This is a genomic window from Burkholderiales bacterium, assembly GCA_013695435.1.
Taxonomy (GTDB): Bacteria; Pseudomonadota; Gammaproteobacteria; order Burkholderiales; family JACMKV01; genus JACMKV01.
This window is the reverse complement of the sequence record JACDAM010000272.1, coordinates 1-20,321: the sequence shown is the minus strand read 5'-3', so window position 1 is coordinate 20,321 and position 20,321 is coordinate 1. Positions and strand designations below refer to the sequence as shown.

21 protein-coding genes and 1 pseudogene are annotated in these 20,321 nt (G+C 59.2%); 8 read left to right on the top strand and 14 right to left on the bottom strand.

What is annotated here, in order from left to right:
* Positions 1–976 (top strand): DUF1501 domain-containing protein (locus H0V78_13540; protein MBA2352761.1); only part of this gene is annotated, 976 nt, incomplete at its 5' end.
* A gap of 72 nt (positions 977–1,048) precedes the next feature.
* Here H0V78_13540 and H0V78_13535 read toward each other — a convergent pair.
* The 5 genes from H0V78_13535 to H0V78_13515 all read right to left on the bottom strand — a co-directional run bounded on the left by H0V78_13535 (position 1,049) and on the right by H0V78_13515 (position 5,569).
* Positions 1,049–1,630 carry a Slp family lipoprotein gene (locus tag H0V78_13535; GenBank protein MBA2352760.1) on the bottom strand — a complete coding sequence of 194 codons (582 nt, stop codon included), beginning with the start codon at positions 1,628–1,630 and terminating at the stop codon, positions 1,049–1,051.
* 225 nt (positions 1,631–1,855) lie between these two features.
* The gene (locus tag H0V78_13530) at positions 1,856–2,998 is read right to left on the bottom strand and encodes a hypothetical protein (GenBank protein ID MBA2352759.1); all 1,143 of its coding nucleotides are present in this window, start codon (positions 2,996–2,998) and stop codon (positions 1,856–1,858) included.
* A 172-nt stretch (positions 2,999–3,170) separates the two neighbouring features.
* A complete protein-coding gene (locus tag H0V78_13525; protein ID MBA2352758.1) occupies positions 3,171–4,640 on the bottom strand; it encodes a TonB-dependent receptor in 1,470 nt (489 codons plus the stop codon).
* Positions 4,637–5,272 (bottom strand): TonB-dependent receptor plug domain-containing protein, encoded by a 636-nt coding sequence (locus tag H0V78_13520; GenBank protein MBA2352757.1) that lies wholly within the window; start codon positions 5,270–5,272, stop codon positions 4,637–4,639. Before H0V78_13520 ends, H0V78_13525 begins: the two co-directional genes overlap by 4 nt.
* Before the next feature lie 108 nt (positions 5,273–5,380).
* On the bottom strand, positions 5,381–5,569 hold the full coding sequence (locus tag H0V78_13515) for a hemin uptake protein HemP (GenBank protein ID MBA2352756.1): 189 nt from the start codon (positions 5,567–5,569) through the stop codon (positions 5,381–5,383).
* Between the two features lie 283 nt (positions 5,570–5,852).
* Between H0V78_13515 and H0V78_13510 the strand changes: the two are divergent.
* The 5 genes and pseudogenes from H0V78_13510 (at position 5,853) to H0V78_13490 (ending at position 10,180) form a co-directional block, all read left to right on the top strand.
* Positions 5,853–6,198, top strand: a pseudogene (locus H0V78_13510) (DUF2325 domain-containing protein).
* A 61-nt stretch (positions 6,199–6,259) separates the two neighbouring features.
* Entirely contained in the window at positions 6,260–6,466 is a 207-nt protein-coding gene (locus H0V78_13505) for a (2Fe-2S)-binding protein (protein ID MBA2352755.1), read from the top strand.
* 104 nt (positions 6,467–6,570) lie between these two features.
* Entirely contained in the window at positions 6,571–7,035 is a 465-nt protein-coding gene (gene bfr, locus H0V78_13500; protein MBA2352754.1) for a bacterioferritin, read from the top strand.
* Between the two features lie 200 nt (positions 7,036–7,235).
* On the top strand, positions 7,236–9,251 hold the full coding sequence (locus H0V78_13495) for an ATP-dependent DNA helicase (protein MBA2352753.1): 2,016 nt from the start codon (positions 7,236–7,238) through the stop codon (positions 9,249–9,251).
* 8 nt (positions 9,252–9,259) lie between these two features.
* A complete protein-coding gene (locus H0V78_13490; protein ID MBA2352752.1) occupies positions 9,260–10,180 on the top strand; it encodes an isoaspartyl peptidase/L-asparaginase in 921 nt (306 codons plus the stop codon).
* On the opposite strand, the gene rimO is transcribed toward H0V78_13490, so the two are convergent.
* The 4 genes from rimO to phaC all read right to left on the bottom strand — a co-directional run bounded on the left by rimO (position 10,170) and on the right by phaC (position 15,019).
* Positions 10,170–11,576 (bottom strand): 30S ribosomal protein S12 methylthiotransferase RimO, encoded by a 1,407-nt coding sequence (gene rimO, locus H0V78_13485; GenBank protein MBA2352751.1) that lies wholly within the window; start codon positions 11,574–11,576, stop codon positions 10,170–10,172. The two genes, H0V78_13490 and rimO, sit on opposite strands and share 11 nt — an antisense overlap.
* A 105-nt stretch (positions 11,577–11,681) precedes the next feature.
* Complete coding sequence (phaR, locus tag H0V78_13480) at positions 11,682–12,341, bottom strand: polyhydroxyalkanoate synthesis repressor PhaR (protein MBA2352750.1); 660 nt, start codon at positions 12,339–12,341, stop codon at positions 11,682–11,684.
* A gap of 161 nt (positions 12,342–12,502) precedes the next feature.
* Complete coding sequence (gene phbB / locus H0V78_13475; GenBank protein ID MBA2352749.1) at positions 12,503–13,246, bottom strand: acetoacetyl-CoA reductase; 744 nt, start codon at positions 13,244–13,246, stop codon at positions 12,503–12,505.
* A 42-nt stretch (positions 13,247–13,288) separates the two neighbouring features.
* Positions 13,289–15,019, bottom strand: coding sequence for a class I poly(R)-hydroxyalkanoic acid synthase (gene phaC, locus H0V78_13470; protein MBA2352748.1), 1,731 nt, complete (start codon positions 15,017–15,019; stop codon positions 13,289–13,291).
* 108 nt (positions 15,020–15,127) lie between these two features.
* On the opposite strand from phaC, the gene H0V78_13465 reads away from it, so the two are divergent.
* On the top strand, positions 15,128–15,298 hold the full coding sequence (locus tag H0V78_13465) for a hypothetical protein (protein MBA2352747.1): 171 nt from the start codon (positions 15,128–15,130) through the stop codon (positions 15,296–15,298).
* 18 nt (positions 15,299–15,316) lie between these two features.
* Here H0V78_13465 and H0V78_13460 read toward each other — a convergent pair whose 3' ends face one another.
* The 3 genes from H0V78_13460 to H0V78_13450 form a co-directional block, all read right to left on the bottom strand.
* Positions 15,317–16,084, bottom strand: coding sequence for a ZIP family metal transporter (locus H0V78_13460; GenBank protein MBA2352746.1), 768 nt, complete (start codon positions 16,082–16,084; stop codon positions 15,317–15,319).
* Between the two features lie 186 nt (positions 16,085–16,270).
* Positions 16,271–17,059: a peptidoglycan editing factor PgeF gene (pgeF, locus tag H0V78_13455; GenBank protein MBA2352745.1), complete on the bottom strand. Its 789-nt coding sequence runs from the start codon at positions 17,057–17,059 to the stop codon at positions 16,271–16,273.
* Positions 17,056–17,988, bottom strand: a complete 933-nt coding sequence (locus H0V78_13450; GenBank protein MBA2352744.1) for an RluA family pseudouridine synthase — start codon at positions 17,986–17,988, stop codon at positions 17,056–17,058. Before H0V78_13450 ends, pgeF begins: the two co-directional genes overlap by 4 nt.
* Positions 17,989–18,291: 303 nt before the next feature.
* On the opposite strand from H0V78_13450, the gene H0V78_13445 reads away from it, so the two are divergent.
* Positions 18,292–19,059: an outer membrane protein assembly factor BamD gene (locus H0V78_13445; GenBank protein ID MBA2352743.1), complete on the top strand. Its 768-nt coding sequence runs from the start codon at positions 18,292–18,294 to the stop codon at positions 19,057–19,059.
* 110 nt (positions 19,060–19,169) lie between these two features.
* On the opposite strand, the gene H0V78_13440 is transcribed toward H0V78_13445, so the two are convergent.
* Together H0V78_13440 and H0V78_13435 are read right to left on the bottom strand one after the other, a co-directional pair.
* On the bottom strand, positions 19,170–19,871 hold the full coding sequence (locus H0V78_13440) for a glycine zipper 2TM domain-containing protein (GenBank protein MBA2352742.1): 702 nt from the start codon (positions 19,869–19,871) through the stop codon (positions 19,170–19,172).
* A gap of 129 nt (positions 19,872–20,000) precedes the next feature.
* Positions 20,001–20,321, bottom strand: a 321-nt coding sequence (locus tag H0V78_13435) for an acetoacetate--CoA ligase (protein MBA2352741.1), incomplete at its 5' end; no start/stop codon positions are given.

Sequence of the window (20,321 nt, the reverse complement as noted above, 5' to 3'; positions counted from 1 at the left end):
TACCAAGACCGACTACCAGGCAAACCGCAATCTGCCGCCGCGCTTGTTCTCGCACAACGACCAGCAGGATGAATGGATGTCGAGCGAACCCGATGCGCTCAAGCGTCAGGGCTGGGGCGGCAAGCTGGCCGAGCGGCTGGCGTCGATGAACATGAACCCGCAGTTGTCGATGAATATTTCCATCGCGGGCAACAATCGTTTTCAGACCGCCGACGCGGCGATTCCTTATGTGCTCAGTTCGTCCGGCGTGCAAAGGCTCACGGCGTTCAGCGGCACCTCGCAAACCACGATGAACCGCAAAGCGGCTTACGATCAATTGCTGAGCCAGGCGCAAAGCGGCCATTTGTTCGAGGCTCACTCGAGTCAATTGACATCGCGTTCGCTCGCTTTGGCCGATCAGGTGGATGCGGCGTTGGTTTCGGGCCCGACCCTGACGACGGTTTTTCCGACCGGCAACCGCCTCGCCGACCAACTGCGCATGGTCGCACGGCTGATCAGCGTGCGAGATACCTTGCAATTGCGTCGGCAGGTTTTCTTTGTTTCGCTCGGCGGTTTCGATACCCACGACGATCAACTGACCGATCAGGCGGCTTTGCTGACCCAGGTCGCGCAGGGAATGAAGGCTTTTTACGACGCGACCGTAGAACTCGGCGTGGCCGACAGCGTCACGACGTTTTCAATGACCGATTTCGGGCGCACGCTGACCACCAATGGCGACGGCTCGGATCACGCCTGGGGCAACGTGAACTGGGTACTCGGCGGCTCCGTAGTCGGGCACGCCGTTTACGGCAACTATCCGGATTTGACGATCAACGGCGTCAACGATGCGGGCGGCGGACGCTTGATTCCGACAACTTCAGTAGATCAGTACGGCGCCACGCTGGCTCGCTGGCTGGGAGCAAGCGACGGCGATCTGGGCGTGATCTTCCCGCACTTGGCGCGTTTTGCGACCGCCAACCTCGGGTTCATGGCTTAGTTTCTGTAGCCGGCCCGGGGGAGAGTTTCTGAAAGCGGGAGGGAGATGAGCCCCGCGTCATCATCCTGATTATTACCAGTGGCGATGCCGGCCGCGAAAGTAGAACGGATGGTAGCCGAGGCCAAAGCCATAGCCGAAGCGGGAATACGGCCAGCCCCAGAAGGGATCGTAAAAGTATGGGTCGCGATAGGCGCTGTATTTCGGCCACAGGTGAAGCTTTTCGACCTGCAATAGCGGATAGCGGTAATCGTGCTCGCCGATCTTGCGGGTTTCGCTATCGACCAGCGTGCCAACCACGGTCAGATCGCGGCGCTTGGCATAAATGGCCGGATCGTAGAAGCCCTGGTCGCAGGCGAGAAAACGACTGCCGGTCGGCCGGCTTTCGCCAGCGTAATCGCTGCCGTCGCCGCTCGGCCGCCCGCTGGAGTCGAGTTCCTGGGCGAGGATTTCGAAGCACGTGCGGTTCTCCGCGGTTTCGACGTTGAGTATCTCACCACCCCAGCGTACGCGTTCTTTCGGGCCCACGCCTTGATCGGCGCGCGCGGCTTGCGGCGTCAGCGGTGAAATCGGCCCTTCGACGACAGGGCGCGGGGTCGTTGCACAACCGCTGAGCATCGCACAAAGCGCAATCATCCGACGAATTTGCTTGTTCATCGCAACTCCACTTCAGGCTTATGGCAATCAGACCCGCGCTGGCAAAGGCTGGTTCCTTAGCCGGTATCTCTGCGCACGAGCGTCCGGCAGGCCGCGGGTACGTCGCTGATCGCCCCGAACCTGAAAAGCTCAGAAAGCTATGAGCTTGGAGATTGCTTCCCCGCTTTTGCGGAGACCTTCAAAAACGCTGATCGCAATGACAAGTTGCGGCTTTTCAACAAACCATTAGCGTTCAATGCCGCCAGTTATCTGCCCGGGCTCGCGGAGATAATCGGCCACCGCCTTTGCCGCGAAAGCAGCCGTTGCCGCGGTGCTGACTTTCTCACCCTCGACCAGTTTCTCGGCGTGCTCGAACAGCGGAATGAAAAGCTGGTCCTTGTCCGGCGCGGCGCGCAAACGTAACGGCTGCTCACCTGCGATCAGGTCGGCCCATTCTTTACGGACTGCTTTCCACAGTGGTGCGGTGCTGGCCAGGTAGCGGTCGCCGGCCGACCAATCGAACTCCTGGATACGCTCGTAGCGGTTATAGCCGAATTCGCGCGCAATGACGGGTTCGGCTGCGCGCGGTTTATCGTCTTCACCGAGGGCCACTTTCAGATTCTGCTGCTCGTGCACCCAACCCGTCGGCAGAATGATGTGTCGGTTGGTGCCGATCAGCACGTGATAATCGTTGCGCACGCTGAATTCGCGGCGCGGCAACGGTCGCCAGCCCTCGGGACTTTCCCAGCTCGAGAGATTGCCGAAATGCTGCCAGCGCGCGACTCCCGAATAGCGCGGCGAATCGTCTACCTGATAAACGCTTTGCCGCCACGCGCCCCGCTGGCTGTCTTCCGGGACGCGTACGCGCTGCCAGGTATTGTCGCCGCGGTAGACGAATTGATCGGCCGGTTGGTACTGCCAGTCCTGTCGCCAATGCTTGGTCACGAACGGCCCTTGCACCTTGCCGTCCTTGTCAAGAATCGACATGACGAGCAGGTGCTGCAGTGCAATGAATTGGTCACGGTCTTCGAGCACGTACACTCTTTCGGTCGCCCAGCTCTGATAAGGGCGATCGGGCTTGAAGCCTTTCGTGAAGCCGGCGACTTCAAGGAAGTCAAAACTCGTGCGGTAGCCGCCAGCCATCGCGAGTATGGCGCGCCGGTCGCGCTCGAAGCTGCTCAAGCCAGGCTCTTGCAGGCGCTTGAAGTCCTCGGTTGGCTCGGTCACGAGTTTGACGGGCGGGCCTTTCGTCGTTCCACCGCGCGGTTCCATCCTTGAGCCGTCGACAAAGCCCCAGGCGAATGTGTATTGCCGCGCGCCCGGCGTCTTCGCGTCTTCAGCCGCCGCCGTCATTACCCACGCGAATAAAACCAGCGAAAAGATGCGCACGAGTAGTTCTCCGGTAGCTGTATAACCGACTGGGACGCGATTTAAGCCGCGACGTTCCGTTCGCGTTTGGATGGCTATCGGGCATATTTCGCAAGATCGGTTTTCCAACCGCGGCTTGGCGTCGACCGTCCAATTCGTTCCTCTCGCGGCGCTTACAGCTGATTGCATGGCATCAGAAATCATATTGCAGCCCAACCTGAACCAGGCGAGGAACGCCGGACAGGATGCCGCGCGTGCGGTCGACGATGTAGGTTTTGTCGGTCAGATTTTTCGCCGTCAGAAATACGGTTGTTTGCAACGGCTTGATCCGGTAATTCACTGCCGCGTTGAAGATCGTATGCGAAGCGATTTCTCCAACCAGACCATTGCCGAACGGGTTGAGCGCGCCGGTATTGGCAAAATCACTGAACTGTTCGCCGAGGTGTACGACCTCGAAGCGCGCGTCGAAACCGGATGGATGTTCGTAGCCCAGCGTAGTTGTCAGCAGGGTTTCCGGCGCATACGGCAAGCGATTGCCTGTCGTGTCTCCCTGCAATGACGCGCCATTACTGACCTGGACGAAAGGCGAAGTGATTTCCGCGGTTGGCAGGTAAGTCAGGGCGGCGATAAAGTACACATTGTGGGCGCTCCTCAGGAATGCGCGGCTGTCGATGCGGCCGCCAAATTCGATGCCCTCATGCAAGGTCTCGCCTTGCGCCAGCGGCAGATCGCCACCGGCCACACTGCCGACCACGATCTGATTCTGAAAATCGTTGCGGAAGTAGGTTGCCTGAATCTGTATGCTGTCCTGTGGCTGCGCGCGCACACCGAGCTCGAAATTCCAGCTTCGTTCGGCATCGACTTCGACCGTGCCGCCGACATTCGTCAGGATGTCCTCGGTGCGCGGCGGCGCGAAACCGCCATGGATGCCGGTAAACAGCGTCACTTTTTCGGCTGGATTATAAGTTGCGCCGAGGCCCGGAATGTATTCGGTTAGGTCGGTGCTGCCGGTCGCCCCGGCGCCGCCATTGGCGAGTTTGTTTTCGCGCTCGTACAGCACACGCTCGACGCGCAAACCCGGCGTCAGACCGAACTTTCCGAAAATAAACCGGTTTTGCGCAAACGCTGAAAATGCGCGCGTATCACGCTGATTGTCCTCGACCGTTGTGCCGCTGCGCGCGAACGCCGATGTTCCATTGACCTGCTGCCTGTTCTGGTTTTCGAAGTGCACGCGCACCCCGATATCGGCTTCGCTATCGACTCCGAACAAGCCGTGTCTGAGGTTCAGACGCGGCTCGATTCCATACGTGTAGTAATCGCGCAGCCGGCCTTGGGTTGAGTTGCACGCATCGGGGTTGACCGCACCGCCATTGAGGCGCGTGGTCGAGAATCCGGGAACAGACGCATTACACTGGGTGTCGGTAGTGCGGCTCGACTGCCGCCACCAGTCACGACTGAAAAACGCACCGTACAGATTGGTCGTGAGCACCGCGTTTTCGTTAAAGACCACGGCGTGCGTCGCCGATAGCGCTGCCCGGTCGGCATCGAAGGTGTCGTTGTCGAAAGGGTTGTAGCGCGCACCGAAATTGCGAAATTCAGCATCGGTTATGCCGGTGTAACCGACTTCCGAACGCTCGCGGTAATAGTTTGCGCGCAGCGTCAGAGCCTGCTTTGCGTCAGATCAAACACAGATTTCAGGTTTAAATCATCGAGATTCGAATAAGTATTATCACGCGCGCCGTCGCCCTGTTTATGGCTGTAGTCGAACAGCGTGTTCCGGGCGCCGTATTGCAGGCGGCCGTTGAAATAATCGCGGTTGCCGCCGGCGAGCGTTACGCTCCCGCCGGGCTCCAGCGGCGGCGACGGGGTGATGTAATTGATGACGCCGCCTATGGTCTGCGGGCCGAACTTGATCTGTTCCGCGCCTTTGAGGACTTCGATACGTTCGAAGCGTTCGACCGGTGGATGGTAGTAGCTCGCATTATCGCCGTACGGCGCATAGGTCAGCGGAATGCCATCTTCGAGCAACAGGACTTTTGTCGAGCGCGTCGGATTCAGGCCCCGGATGCCGATATTGGGGCGCAGACCGAAGCCTTCCTCATCGCGTACATGCACGCCGGGCACTTTGCGCAGTGCTTCGTTGGTTGTAAACACGCGGCTTTTTTCGAGGGTTTCCCCGGTAACGATATCGCCGGAGCCGGCAATGTTTTCAAGGTTCTCAGGCGTGCCGATAACATCAATGCGGGGCAGGAGAATTCCGGGTTCTGCTTGTAACGATGGCGAAGCAAGGACCAATAAAAATATTGCCGCTTTAGCGCTCAAGCCCATCATGTTCCCCCGTTGAAACAATGTTGGCTGGCTAACTAAGCGCTGAGGCTTACTGGCTGGCTGAAGTCGTAATAGCTATTTGGTCCGAATCAGTTTTCCCTTGCTGGTTTGGCGCAGCAGATAAACGTTGCCGGCGTGTTCGATCAACAACTCGCGGCTGCCGTCGAACAGGTCGCGGCTGCTGATTTGTTTGCGCCTCGCGATGGTGTCGACCGACACCGTAGAGGCGCGCGATTCGACCGATTGCGAGGCGTACTGCTTCATTTCATTTCCGATTCGGTCACGAAACCGATCGATAAAGGCGTCGAGGAAATAGCTTGCGGCCGGTGATTCAAGCTTGACGGTAGCCAGATTTTGCATGGCATTCCTGTTAAATTCTGAGACGTTCCAAGAGGCGATACGCGCATTGCATCCGGCCACGGCATTGACCAGCCGCATCGTAGCAAACGGATTTCGTAAATGCAATAACGAATGATAACTATTCTTATTGACTATTTGTCGAGAACGATTATTATTAAGCCAACTGCAAACGCAAGGGTGCGATGGCATGAATGCCCTGGTGGTCGGCGCGGATCGATTAGGCAATATCCCCGAAATCCTGCTGGGTTTCGGCATACATATCGCGCACCACGTCAGCGGGCGCAATGCATCGCATCAGCGCAATTCACCGGGCTGCTGAGCAACACCGACCTCGTCATCCTGTTCACGGATTTCTCGGGCACAATGTGATGAAGAGCTTTCGCGACGCCGCCAACCGCTCCGGCCTGCCGGTCGTCGCTTGCAGGCGTTCGGTCTGCTGCGTGCAAAAGTCGCTGGAATGTCTCGACCTGGACAAATCGCGTAAAGTACCTTGCGCAACTTGTCCGGCAGTGAAAAAATCCGATACGAAATGATCGCGACCTTTCCACAGCCGGTATGATGAAGATGATTTTCCCAGCGGCAGGTTGTTAGCGCATGTATATCTGTCTTTGCTATGGCATAACCGACCAGCAGATCCGCGAATGCGTCGAGCACGGCGCGTGTTCTCTGCAGGATTTGCGCGAACAACTCGGCGTCGCGTCTTGCTGCGGCCGCTGTTCCTGTTATGCAGAAGACGTTCTGTGCGATGCGTTGCGAAATAAGCTGATTTCAGTCGAGACCAAGCTGCTCTCTGCCGCCTGATCCGCCATCAGGTAATACCCTTCAGTACCCGACTCGCCCCCCGGTAATTTTCATCCTGTGGACTTTCTGTTACGCTGCACCGATTACTGCTTCAAGGGCGCGAAATGAAAGGCGATAGCAAAGTCATCGAATTCCTGAACACCGTGCTCGGCAACGAATTGACGGCGATCAACCAGTATTTCCTGCACGCGCGGATGTACAAAAACTGGGGCCTGAAAAAGCTCGGCGACCACGAATACGAGGAATCGATCGACGAGATGAAGCATGCCGACATGCTGATCGAGCGCATTCTGTTTCTGGAAGGCCTGCCCAATGTGCAGAAGCTGAACAAACTTTTCATCGGTGAAAACGTGACCGAAGTACTGCAATGCGATCTGCGACTCGAGATGCTCGGCCACACCACGCTGAAGCAGGCGATCGCGTATTGCGAATCGTGCGGCGATTTCGTGTCGCGCGAATTGTTCGAGAACATACTCGACAACGAAGAAGAGCACATCGACTGGCTGGAAACGCAGCTCGATCTGATCGAGCGCGTCGGCCTTCAGAATTACGTGCAGTCGCAGATGTGATTCCGGCAACTTGCAAGCGCGCTCCGATTTTCTGATCAGGTTGTCACCCCGCGCAAGCAGGAATCCGGAGTTGTCGAACTATCCCATTGCGCAGAAGTCTCTGGATTCCCGCCCCCGGCGCAAGGACTGCCGGGACAAAGTCCGCGGGAATGGCGGTGACGGTCACTCATTACCACTTCTCCCCGAATCGCTTTTCCGGCATGGTCGATCTCGATAGCGTGTTTGCCGAGGACGGCCTGTTGGCGCAAGCCGTCGGCGAATACCGTTTTCGTCCGCAGCAAATCGGGATGGCGCGCGCTGTCGCGGAGGCGATCGATCGGAATTCGATCCTGCTCGCCGAGGCCGGCACCGGCACCGGGAAAACTTTTGCCTATCTGGCGCCGGCGTTATTGTCTGGCGCCAAGGTCATCATTTCGACCGGCACCAAAAACCTGCAGGATCAATTGTTTTATCGCGACATTCCTGTTGTCCGCGCCGCTCTCAAAATTCCGGTCAGCGTTTCGTTGTTGAAAGGCCGCGCCAATTACGTTTGCCGGCATCATCTGGAGCGTGCGGTCGCGGATGGCCACTTTGCCAGCCGCGATGACGCGCTCTATATCGCTGCCATCGCGCGCTACGCCAAAACCAGCCGCAGCGGCGACAAAGGCGGCTTGAGCGAAGTCCCGGAAACGGCCGCCGTGTGGTCGTATGCGACGTCGACGCGCGACAACTGCCTCGGGGGCGAGTGCGGTCATTACAAGGAATGTTTCGTGATGGAGGCGCGCAAAGAGGCGCTGGCGGCCGACGTCGTGGTCGTCAACCATCACCTGTTTTTTGCCGATGTCATGCTGCGCGACGAAGGAATCGTCGAGTTGCTGCCGGCCTGCAATGCAGTGATCTTCGATGAAGCGCATCAGTTGCCCGAAACCGCCGGCATTTTTTTCGGCCACAGCGTATCGACCGCGCAATTGATCGAGCTGGCGCGCGATGCGCGCCTCGAAGCCGTGAAAAGCGCAGGCGATTTTATTCATCTGCCGGAAGCTTGCGTTGCACTCGATCGTGCAGCGCGCGATTTACGTCTTGCGCTCGCTTCCGACAATGCACGTTTACCGGCGACTGCCCTGGCCAACGATACGGCTTTCAATGACGCGCTGACGGCTGTGCTGGGTAAGCTGGCAGCGCTCGGCGGATTGCTGGCCGCGCAGGCCGAGCGCAGCGACGGTTTGCGGAATTGCGCGGCTCGCGCCGAAGACTTGTCCGCGCAACTGACAGGCTGGCAAACCGCTGCCCGTGATCCCCTGGTAGACGACGAGTTCGTGCGCTGGATCGAGGTTTTCAACCAGTCGCTGCAATTGCATGCGACACCACTATCGATCGCGCGGATTTTCCGGAAGCAGTTGCAGGCGAGCGCGCGCGCCTGGATTTTTACGTCGGCCACGCTTGCCGTGAATCGCGATTTCAGCCATTACGCGCAGCAACTGGGTTTGTCCGAAATTCCGGGGATACGCGCCGAATGCTGGGACAGTCCGTTCGATTACCCAACGCAAGCCTTGCTGTACGTGCCGAACGATTTGCCCGAACCGAACAGCCTTGCGCACACCGCCGCGCTCATTCAAACCGCATTGCCGGTCCTCAGGGCATCATCCGGACGCGCATTCCTTCTGTGCACGAGCCTGCGCGCCATGCGTGATGCGCATCGGCTGCTGCAGCAGGCATTTGCCGATGCCAAGCTCGACTTTCCGTTGCTGCTGCAGAGTGAGGCGACGCGCACCGAATTGCTTGAACGCTTTCGCCGCCTCGGCAATGCCGTGCTGATCGGCAGTCAGTCGTTCTGGGAAGGCGTCGATGTGCGCGGCGAGGCGTTGTCGCTGGTTATTATCGACAAGCTGCCGTTTGCATCACCCGACGATCCCGTGCTCGCGGCGCGCATCGCCAGGATGCAGGCTGAGGGGCAGAATGCATTCATGTCGTATCAATTGCCGCGCGCGGCAATTGCGTTGAAGCAGGGCGCCGGTCGCCTGATTCGCGATGAAAACGATCGCGGCGTACTGATGATCTGCGATCCGCGGCTGATCTCGAAACCGTATGGGCGCAAGCTTTGGCAGAGCCTTCCGCCGATGAAGCGCACGCGCGAACTGCGCGAAGTCGAAGAATTTTTCAGGAGCGTTGCCGCTGACGAGACGCGCAATGAGCCGTGCAGGGCGGGGCACAAGCCGCTGGCGCAGCAGCACGTCTAGCCGGCCGAATGTATGCCATCGTGCTACACGGCGGCGCCGGTCGCCATCAGGCGGACGAGGCGCCGCAGCTTCTGGAAAGCATGCGCGCCGCAACAGAACGCGCCATCAGGCTGCTCGTCGCCGGAGCATCCGCCCTGGACGCTGTCGTCGCCGCGGTGATGGCGCTTGAAGACAATCCTCTGTTCAATGCCGGAACCGGCGGCAGCCTGAATATCGATGGTCATCTCGAAATGGATGCCGCGGTCATGGTCGGCGCCGATTTGCGTTGCGGCGCCGTTGCCGCTTTGCAGCGGGTGCGAAATCCGGTGCAAGTCGCGCGCGCTGTCATGGAGCAAACCAATCACGTGCTGCTCGCAGGAGAAGGCGCGCAGCGTTTCGCGCGCGCGGCGGGTTTCGATGACTACGATCCGGTCACTGACGATGCGCGCATTGCTTATAGCAAAGCCTTGCGGCAATTGGGCAATGTGAACAGCTCGCGGTTTACTGGCCTGCGGAAAATGCTGGATGCTTATCCGCAGCTCAGGCCAGGCACGGTAGGCGCAGCGGCGTTGGACAGCAGCAGCGGCCTGGCGGCCGCGACATCAACAGGCGGGATGTCGTTGAAAATGGCTGGACGAGTTGGCGATACGCCGATCGCGGGCGCCGGCAATTACGCGACCACTTTCGGCGCAGCCTCCGCGACCGGGCACGGCGAAATCATGTTGCGTTGTCTCGCGACAAAAACCTTGTGCGATTTGATGGAAGCAGGGCAAAGCGCGCAACAATCGATAGACGCCGGTATGGCGCGTATCGTCGCGGATTTCGGCAAAGACGCCGGTCTGATTGCGGTCGACAAAAACGGCGGCATCGGCGTCGGCCATGCCACCGATGGTATGCCACACGCATATTATCGCGAGGGCGGCGAACTGGTCACGGGCGTCAGGTTTTGAGCGCAGCGTCAGCGCGCTGCGCTTTCGCGTGTTGCACTTCGGCGCGTTGTTCTTTCGTTTTTTTCACTTCGGGCCCCGAGCTCACCGTTTTGCCCCATAGATCGTGCACGTCGGCGCGCGTAATTGTTACGACGGCGAAATCGCCAGCCTTCAAGCCGCGCGCGTTGCCGATGTAGACATTGCCGTCTATTTCCGGCGCATCGGCCGCACTGCGCGCAGTTGCCGCGCCGCCTTCTACGCTCTCTATCAGTACGGTCATCGTCTTTCCGATTTTTTGCTGCATGCGCGCTGCGCTGATTTTTTCTTGCAATACCATCAGCTTTGCGCGCCGCGCTTCCTTGACATCTTCCGCGACGTGATCGGGCAGCGCATTCGCGCGCGCGCCGTCGACCGGCGAGTAAGTGAAACAGCCGACGCGATCGAGCTGCGCCGCCTCGAGGAATTCGAGAAGTTCGTCAAATTCAGCTTCGGTTTCGCCGGGGAAACCGACGATGAACGTGCTGCGTATGGCGATCTCCGGGCAGATCGTGCGCCAGTTACGAATCCGCGCGAGATTGTTTTCCGACGACGCCGGCCGCTTCATCGCTTTCAGGATGCGCGGGCTTGCGTGTTGCAGGGGCACGTCGAGATAAGGCAGCAGTTTGCCCTCGGCCATCAGCGGTATCACTTCATCGACGTGCGGATATGGGTAGACGTAGTGCAGACGAATCCACACGCCGAATTCACTCAACGCCCGCATCAATTCGGTCATGCGCGTTTTCAGCGGACGGCCGCGCCAGAATCCGGTGCGATATCCGACATCGACGCCATAGGCGCTGGTGTCCTGCGAAATGATCAGCAATTCCTTGACGCCGGCCCGCACGAGGTTCTCCGCTTCGAGCATGACATCATGGATCGGCCGGCTGACCAGATCGCCGCGCAGCGACGGGATGATGCAGAACGTACAGCGGTGATTGCAGCCTTCGGAGATTTTCAGATACGCGTAATGCGTGGGAGTCAGGCGTATTCCTTGCGGCGGCACCAGATCCATAAACGGATCGTGCGGCTTTTGCAGGTGCGTGTGCACGGCCCGCATGACTTCGGCAGTCGCATGCGGACCGGTCACCGCGAGTACGTCCGGATGCGCTTCCCGAATCGTTTCGGCTTTGGCGCCGAGGCATCCGGTCACGATGACCTTGCCGTTTTTGGCCAGCGCTTCGCCGATCGCAGCCAGCGATTCGTCGACCGCCGATTCGATGAAGCCGCAGGTGTTGACGACAACCAGATCGGCGCTTTCGTAATCCGCTGCGATCCGGTAGCCTTCGGCCCGCAGGCGAGTCAGTATTTGTTCGGAATCGACCAGCGCCTTCGGGCAACCGAGCGAGACGAAACCGACTTTACCGGGAAGATCGCGCATTTACTGTGAATTCAAAACGGATGATGAAAAGGTTGTTACCGAGCGACGAGAAGAAACTGTTTTTTTGGTTACGGCGGAAGTAACGCAAATTCTTCAAACAGCCTGCTAGCGGCTGGGTTTTTTTCCGCGCGGTTTGCCTTTTTCAGAATCATCGGGACGCGCGGCCTCGATTTCAGGCGCGCTGTCCGGATCGTGTTGCGGGTTATCGGGCGCGCCGTTTGACGCATTGCCGGGTGTGAAATTCGGGAACGGGAAAGTACCGAACAGGCTGCGCGTCTGCTTTTGCAATTGCTGCTGCATCTCGAGAAACATATTGGCGCTTTGCTCGAGATAGCTTCCCATCAGGCCCTGGATCGTCGGTCCCTGCATTTTCACGAACTGCGACCAGGCATCGGCGCTGACCGGGTTATCGCCATACAGGGTGCGCGACTGCTCTTTGAGACGCTGTTGCATATCGATAAAGGTCTGGATATTTTTCTCCAGATAGTTGCCCATCATGCCCTGCATCGCGTGGCCGTAAAAGCGGATGATCTGCGACAGCATGTCGCTCGAGAACAACGGTAAGCCGCCGCTTTCTTCCTCGAGGATGATTTGCAGCAGAATGGCGCGCGTCAGATCCTCGTTGGTCTTGGCATCGATGATATGAAAAAAGATGTGTTCGAGCACCAGCACCTTGACGTCCGCCAGAGTGATGTAGGTGCTCGCGGTCGTGTCGTACAAGCGCCTGTTCGGGTATTTCTTGATGACTCTGATGGATTCGTTCATGAGGCATTTCCTGTCGGCGCGCTGAAAATCAAGCGCGGATTATACGCAATCGGTCCGCACAATTGTCCCGTCTTTACCCGCCCGGTCTGGCCGCTGTCCATCGCCTCGCCCCACCCGCCCTGCGCCGACAGCGGATGGTCAACGAGGAAAATATTCAGGGCCTAAAACATATGCTGACCGCCATTGATAGAAATGTTCGCGCCGGTGATGAACGCCGCTTCGTCCGACGCCAGGTAAATGATGAGGCCGGCGATTTCTTCCGGCTTGCCGAGCCGTCCAACGGGAATTTGCGGAATGATCTTGGTGTCCAGGATCTCCTTAGGAATCGCCGTGACCATCTTGGTGCCGATGTAGCCTGGCGAAATCGTATTCACGGTTACGCCTTTGCGGGCGACTTCGAGCGCCAGCGCTTTCGTGAAGCCGTGCATGCCGGCTTTGGCCGCCGCGTAATTGGTCTGGCCGAACGCGCCTTTCTGGCCGTTGACCGACGACACATTGATGATGCGGCCCCAGCCGCGCTCGACCATGCCATCGACGACCGGTTTGGTCATATTGAAGATGCTGTCGAGATTCGTGCTCATGACCGAATCCCAATCGACCTTGCTCATTTTCTTGAACGTCACGTCGCGCGTGATGCCTGCGTTGTTGACCAGAATGTCGATCGGCCCGACATCGGCTTCGATCTGCCGGACCAGATTGTTGCACGAATCGAAATCGCCAACATCGACCTGCGAAGAGTAAAAGTTGTACCCGCGTTCCTTCATCGCGCCCAGCCAGTCGTTGGCCTTCTGGTTGTTCGAAGAGTAGGTTGCCACCACCTGGTATCCCTCCTCGGACATCTTGATGCAAATGGATTCACCGAGACCGCCCATGCCGCCTGTTACCACCGCGATTCTTTTTGCCATGTCCCACTCCTTCTTTGTTTGTTTATCGAATACAACCCCTGATCAGGACGAAGCCTTTACGTAGCGTCCCGGCGCCGCTTCGATCGGCTCATATATTGTATTGCCGAGCGCGCCGCGCGCCTTGATTTTTTTGCCGGCGTGGCGGGCGATCCAGGCGCTCCAGTGCGTCCACCAACTGCCGGCGACGGAGGCCGCGCCGGACAACCATTCTGCGCCATCGAGCGGATGATCGGGATTAATCCAGTAATTCCGGCGGCCTTTCTCGGGAGGATTAATGACGCCGGCGATGTGGCCGCTGGCGGCAAGCACGAATTCAAGCTGCCCGCGCAGCAAGCGCGTGCTCGCGTAGGCCGTCTGCCAGGGCACGATGTGATCTTCCCGCGACGCCAACAGATAAGTGGCCATGTCGACCCGACCGAGATCGACGCCGGCGCCGCAAACCGATAGTTGTCCAGGCGCTTTCAGTCGATTCTCGTGATACAGCTTCTTGACCAGAAAAGCGTAAAGCGCGCCGGGGAGATTGACGGTGTCGGCATTCCAGTACAGGAAATCGAAAGCGCGCGGCGTTTGTCCTTTCAGATAATTGTTGACGACGTACGACCATACCAGCTCGTTCGCGCGCAGGTTGGCGAAAGCCTCGGCAAGCTCCGCCCCGTGCATGATCTCGCCGCCGGCGTACCGGGTTTCGCATTCACTAAGGTAGGCGTCGTCCATATAAGCACTGATTTTGCCGGGGTCGGCGAAATCGAGCATGGTCGCGAGCAAAGTCAGACTCGCCACCGGATTGCGTTTGCGGACGCGTTGCACCGCGAGCGTGGTCGCTAGCAGGGTGCCGCCGATGCAGAAGCCGAGCGCGTTGATTTTGTCCGCGCGCACGATGTCGCGCACGACACGCATCGCTTTTTCGACGCCACTTTCGACATAGTCATCCCAAGTCGCGCCGCCCAGTTCGCCGCCGACGTTGCGCCACGAAATCATGAATACGGTGTGGCCCTGTTGCAGCGCGAAGCGCACGAACGAATTCTCCGGTTGCAGATCGAGAATGTAGTATTTGTTGATGACCGGCGGCACGATCAGGAGCGGGCGCCTGTAAACCGTTTCGGTCAGCGGCGCATATTGAATGAGCTGCAGGTAGTCGTTTTCGAACACCACCGCGCCCGCTGTGACCGCGAGGTTTTTTCCAACCTCGAAGCTGCTTTCGTCCGACATCGAAATGCGGCCGCGCTCCACGTCGCGCGCGAGATTCTCCAGGCCGCGCGCTAGACTTTGCCCCCCCGTTTCGAGCGCAAGCTGCAAAGCTTCCGGATTGGTGGCGAGAAAGTTACTCGGTGCTATGGCGTCGAGATATTGCTGGGCGTGGAAGGCCAGCTGATTTTTTCGGACCGGATCGAGTTCGGCCGATTCTATCAAATCATGGAGTCCGTTCGCGGTCAGTAAATATGACTGCTTCATATAATCGAAAAACGGCAACGCATTCCACGCCGGATCCCGAAATCGCTTGTCGTCCACTTGCGGTGCAACGATCGCGGACGGTTTTCCATCAACAGAGGCGCGGGAGAAGTCTGACCATAACTGCCATTGCGACCGTTGATAGCGATGCTGAATTTCGGCCCAACGCTCCGGCTTGCGCGAGTACGCCGCTGTCAGCTCGCGCAGGATTTCCGGTATTCGGTCCACGCCGGCAGCGCGGACGCGCCGGACGGTATGGTCGATGAACTGCTGGTTGACGGCGCTGAATGCTTCGAACCAGGCGAGCTTCTTTTCTGCGGACATGGGCGGCGACTGCGGGTAGCCGCAGCGATTTTTCGGCAAGCCGCGGAGTCCCTATAATACGCCGGTCGCGCTGCTGCGCGAAGCGAGTCACTCTTCGCCCCTTTCAAGATGTATATAGTCGCCATTGCCTGGCTGTATGTCGCCGTGTTGATGGCGGCGACTGAAGCGAATCTGGTCGCTGCTGCGATGACGTTTTTATGCTACGGACTTTTGCCGCTCGCGCTATTGCTATGGCTGGTCGGCACGCCCGAGCGGCGGCGCCGGCGCGCGGGAAAGTGAGGCGAGTCGAAATCGGCCTCAGTCGAATTGCCGGACCAGCGCGATGACGGCAATGCCGAGCGCGATCAGTGCGGCCTGCTGGATGGTATCGGCGATCCGCGGACGCTTGTGCAGCCCCGGAATCAAATCCGCGACAGCAATGTAGATCATGCTCGCTCCGGCCAGCGCCAGCAGTGCCGGCACCCATTGCTGCATCGTCTGCAGCGCGAAATAAGCGATCACCGCGCCGACAAGCATGGCCATGCTCGACAGCATATTGAACAGCAGCGCCCGCGAGCGCGAATAGCCCGAGTGCAGCAGGATAAAAAAATCGCCGGTTTCCTGCGGGATCTCGTGCGCGATGATGGCGAGGGAAGTCACTATGCCGAGCTGGATGTCGGCGAGAAACGCGGCCGCGATGATGATGCCGTCGACGAAATTGTGAAACGTATCGCCGATGATAATCAGCAAACCGCTGCGGCCGCGATCGCCGGTTTCGACAGCCGCACTGTCATGCGCCTCGCATTGCTCGTGATGACAATGCCGCCATAGCACGAGCTTTTCGAGCACAAAAAATAGCAGGATGCCGGCCAGCACCGTCGTCGCGGTTCTTTCGATATCACCGGAAAGCTCGAACGCATGCGGCAGGATTTCCAGGAACGCCACGCCGAGCAGCGCGCCAACCGCAAAGCTGACGAGCATCGCGACGCGCGCCGGGCTCGCCCGAAACGCGAAAGCCGCCGCCGCCGCAACGCTCAACAACCCGCCGATGAGCGTGGCGGCGACTATCCAGTACAGTGCGGGCATGAAGCGCTTTGCGGAAAAAGCCGGATTATACGCGGATATGCATACGGCATGCCGCGGCGATCAACGTTCGGTAAAGGGAATCTCTGATTAAATTGCCGTTCCCGCGGAAGCGGGAATCCAGAGCTCGCGGGTATCCTGGTTACGAGGCCTTCTGGATTCCGCTTCCGCGGGAAAGACAGCGACGTCCTAGTTGGCCAGCCAGATCAGCGAAGCGAAGCGGCCGGTGATTTTGTCGCGCCGGTGGGAGAAGAAGCGGTCATCGCTGACCGTGCAATACTCGCCGCCGTAAATCGCTGTAACGCCGCACGCAATGAGGCGCATGCGAGCGAGCGCGTAAATGTCAGCGAGCCATTTGCTCTCGCGCAGAGCAATGAAGGCCGATTTCGCCGCTGCGTTGGGCAAGGTGAAAGCGCGCAACACATCATCGCCGACTTCAAACTTGCGCGGGCCGATCGCCGGGCCGAGCCAGGCGATCAGCGTGGAAGGTTGAACCCGCATCGCCCGCACGGTTTCCTCGATGATACCGGCCGCGAGCCCGCGCCAGCCGGCGTGAGCGACGGCGACGCAACTGCCTGCACGATCGCACAACAGGACAGGCAGGCAGTCCGCGGTCAATACCGCGCAAACCGCATTCGTGCGATGCGCAACGCCGGCATCAGCGAAAGGCCGCACCCAATCGCCACTGCGCTCGCCCCCTGTTCCTGCGGTTCGTAAACTGTTTCGCGCTGGCGATGCCGCGCCGGCATCGGCAACCACCGTTTCGTGTCGCTGGCTCAGCCACAACGGATCCGCCGGCAGATGACAGCGCAGCCGCCTGCGATTTTCCGCGACGGCTTGCGGTTGATCGTCGACCTGATCGCCGAGGTTGAAGCTGCGATAGGGGCCTGCGCTGACGCCGCCGCTGCGCGTCGTGATCAATGCCCGCACATTCCGCGGCGCCGGCCAGTCAGGGATGATGCAATCCGCAAGCGTCATGACGGCGATGGGCTGTCGCCGTTACGCAAGGCCGCGAGCAAGTCGTGCATATCTTCAGGCAGGTTGATCCGCCAGCCGACCCTTTTTCCGGTCGCTGGGTGATCCAGCGCAAGGGCGGTCGCGTGCAGCGCCTGGCGGGGGAATTTGCCAATCGCCGGCGATGCCGAACGCTTGCCGAAATAGACGGGATCGCCGATCACTGGATGTCCGATCGATTGCAGGTGCACGCGAATCTGATGGGTGCGTCCGGTTTCGAGCGTGCATTCCACGAGCGCGCATTCGAGGAATTGCTCGAGGGTGCGGTAATAGGTGACCGCCGGTTTGCCGGAAGCAACGATCGCCATTTTGATTCGCTGCATCGGATGGCGGCCGACAGGCGCTTCAACCTTGCCCGAGCGCGCGGGGTGGCCGCATACGATCGCGAGATAATCGCGGCTGACACTGCGCGCCTGCAACTGACGGACGAGGCTGGTCTGGGCAACTTCGGTTTTGGCGATCGCGATGAGACCGCTGGTATCTTTGTCGAGCCTATGCACGATGCCGGCGCGCGGCAGCAGGCCAAGTTGCGGCGCATGCCTGAGCAAGGCGTTCAACAGCGTCCCGCTCCAGTTGCCGCTGCCGGGGTGAACGACCAGGCCAGCTGGTTTGTTGACGATGATCAGAGACTCGTCTTCGTGAACGATGTCGAGCGCGATGTTTTCGGGGCGATGCGCCAGTTCGGCGCGCTCGGCGGCCGGGTGCACGAGCAAGGTTTCGCCGCCGCGAATTTTTTGTTTTACCGTGGCCGGCGCGCCGTCGAGCAGCACGCGGCCTTCCTGAATCCAGCCCTGCAAACGGCTGCGCGAATGTTGCGGCAACAGACGCGCGAGCGTCTGGTCCAGACGCAATCCTGCGCAACTATCCGGCACAACTAGGGCCTGTTCACACATAAATCATGCCCCGCGTTGCCCCCAAACCGGGATGATCGCGCGACAAAGTGAGCGCCCGGTTTGGGGGCAACCCGTAGGGCTTGGGTCTGGCGGGCGCGCTGCCACGTTGGCCGCCGCTTGCAGGGAATGGCCCTGCGGCGCGCCGTCCGCCTCGCATCGCATCCCGCGAGACCAAAGCACGGGGCATGATTTATGTGTGAACAGGCCCTCAATTGAATCTCCCCCGGTGGTGACATTGATTCGCTCGTTAAAGGCTGCCTGGGGTGTGCGCTATAATTCATTTTTTGATTCAGAAGACCTGCCATGAGACGTAGTTTATCGGTAATTGCGGCGCTCTTGATCAGCGCCTGCGGCCTGCTCCCCGACAAGATCGACGAGACTAAAAACTGGTCGGCATCGCGCTTCTATTCGGAGGCGAAAGAGGAGCTGGAAGACGGCAACTATCCACGCGCCGTTCAGCTATTCGAAACGCTGGAGTCGCGTTACCCGTATGGCCGCTACGCCCAGCAATCGCAGCTCGAAATCGCTTACGCCTATTACAAGGACGACGATCCGGCCTCCGCGATTGCAGCCGCCGACCGCTTCATCAAGCTGCATCCGAATCATCCGAATGTCGATTACGCGTATTACCTGAAAGGGCTGACCAGTTTCAACGAAGAAGCCGGCTTTTTCGCAGCCGTCGGCGGCCAGGACCTGACCGAGCGCGATCCGAAAGCCGCGCGCGAATCGTTCGACGCGTTCAAGGAGTTGACTACGCGTTATCCGCAAAGCCGTTACGCGGCCGATGCGACAGCGCGCATGCTCTACCTGACCAATGCACTTGCCACGCACGAAGTTCACGTCGCCCGCTATTACGTCAAGCGCGGCGCACACATCGCCGCCATCAATCGCGCGCAGTACGTGCTGACGACCTATCCGCAAGCGCCAGCGCGCCTGGAAGCCCTGCAGATCATGGTGAAATCCTACGATGTGATCGGCATGGCAAATTTGCGCGATGACACGGCCCGCGTGCTACGGCAAAACTTTCCCGATAGCGGCAAGGGCGACAAAAGCTGGTGGAAGTTCTGGTAGGCGGTTAGTGCTTGCTACGCTAGGCGTAAAGTATTCGGCTCTGAAAAAGAACGGGGCGGGCCAGTCGATGACTGGGCCGCCCCGGGGATGAGGCTTGGGTCTGCGGATGCCTATTCCTTGACGATCCCGGCTCCTTGAAGCCTTACTTTATCGCCCGCGGCCAGGCCGGGGTCGGTTGCTTCGGTGAACGTGCGGTAGCCGCCGGTTTCCATTTTCACAAGGATATCGTAGCGCATCGTTTTCTTGACCTGTTTTTCGATCTGATGTCCGGCAAGGCCGCCGCCGAGAATGCCGGCTACGGTGGCTATTTTTTTACCGCTGCCGCCACCGATCTGATTACCCAGCAAGCCGCCTCCAACCGCTCCCGCTACGGCGCCCAAACCCGAGCCTTCGCCGGCTTCCTGAATCACATCAACCGAGCTGACGACGCCGCAGTCGCTGCAAACCGTGGCGGGCGCGACATCGTTCATGGCGACTCTGTCATTCGCAACTTTCTGGCTCGATCTCGCCGGGCTCGGCGCCGGTTTCTTTTTCGCAATGGTCGCGGCTGGCCTTGGTTCGCCGACCATGCCGGTGATCGGCTTCTCGGCAACCGGCGCGGATTGAACATTTGACTTGATCTCGGCCGGGATGGCGATCTTTGCCTCCGGTTTTGCTTCACTCAAATGGATCGCATCGCTTTGCGTGTTTTTCGAGAACGAGTCGGGAATGACGCCGGTCATCACGGCGATGCCGATGCCGCTGAACACGATGACCGAGATCGCCGCGATGATGAGTAAGGGGTTGGTTTTGCTTTGGGGGGAGCTGGACATGGTTTTCTCCAATCTGCATTAAGAAAAATACTTAAATCCATATAACGCAAGGAATAAGCAAGCGGATTAGAACAGATTGTCAGCTTATGCGCAACCTTAACGAAAGCCACCAAGCCGTTGTCGTTGCGATTAAACCTGCAGCGCCAGAATGTCGGCGTAGAGTGCGAGCGCTTCCGGATTCGCCAGCGCGTCGCGGTTTTTCACAGGCAGCCCGTGCACGACGTTGCGCACGGCGAGTTCGACGATTTTGCCGCTTTTCGTGCGCGGAATGTCGGCGACCTGGATCACTTTGGCCGGAACATGCCGGGGCGTCGTCTGGCTGCGTATGCGCTGCTTGATGCGTTCGGCCAGCGCCTCGTCGAGTGTCAGGCCATCGCGCAGCCGCACGAACAGCACAACGCGGACATCGCCCGCTTTTCCGGGCGGCCAGTCCTGCCCGATCACCAGGCT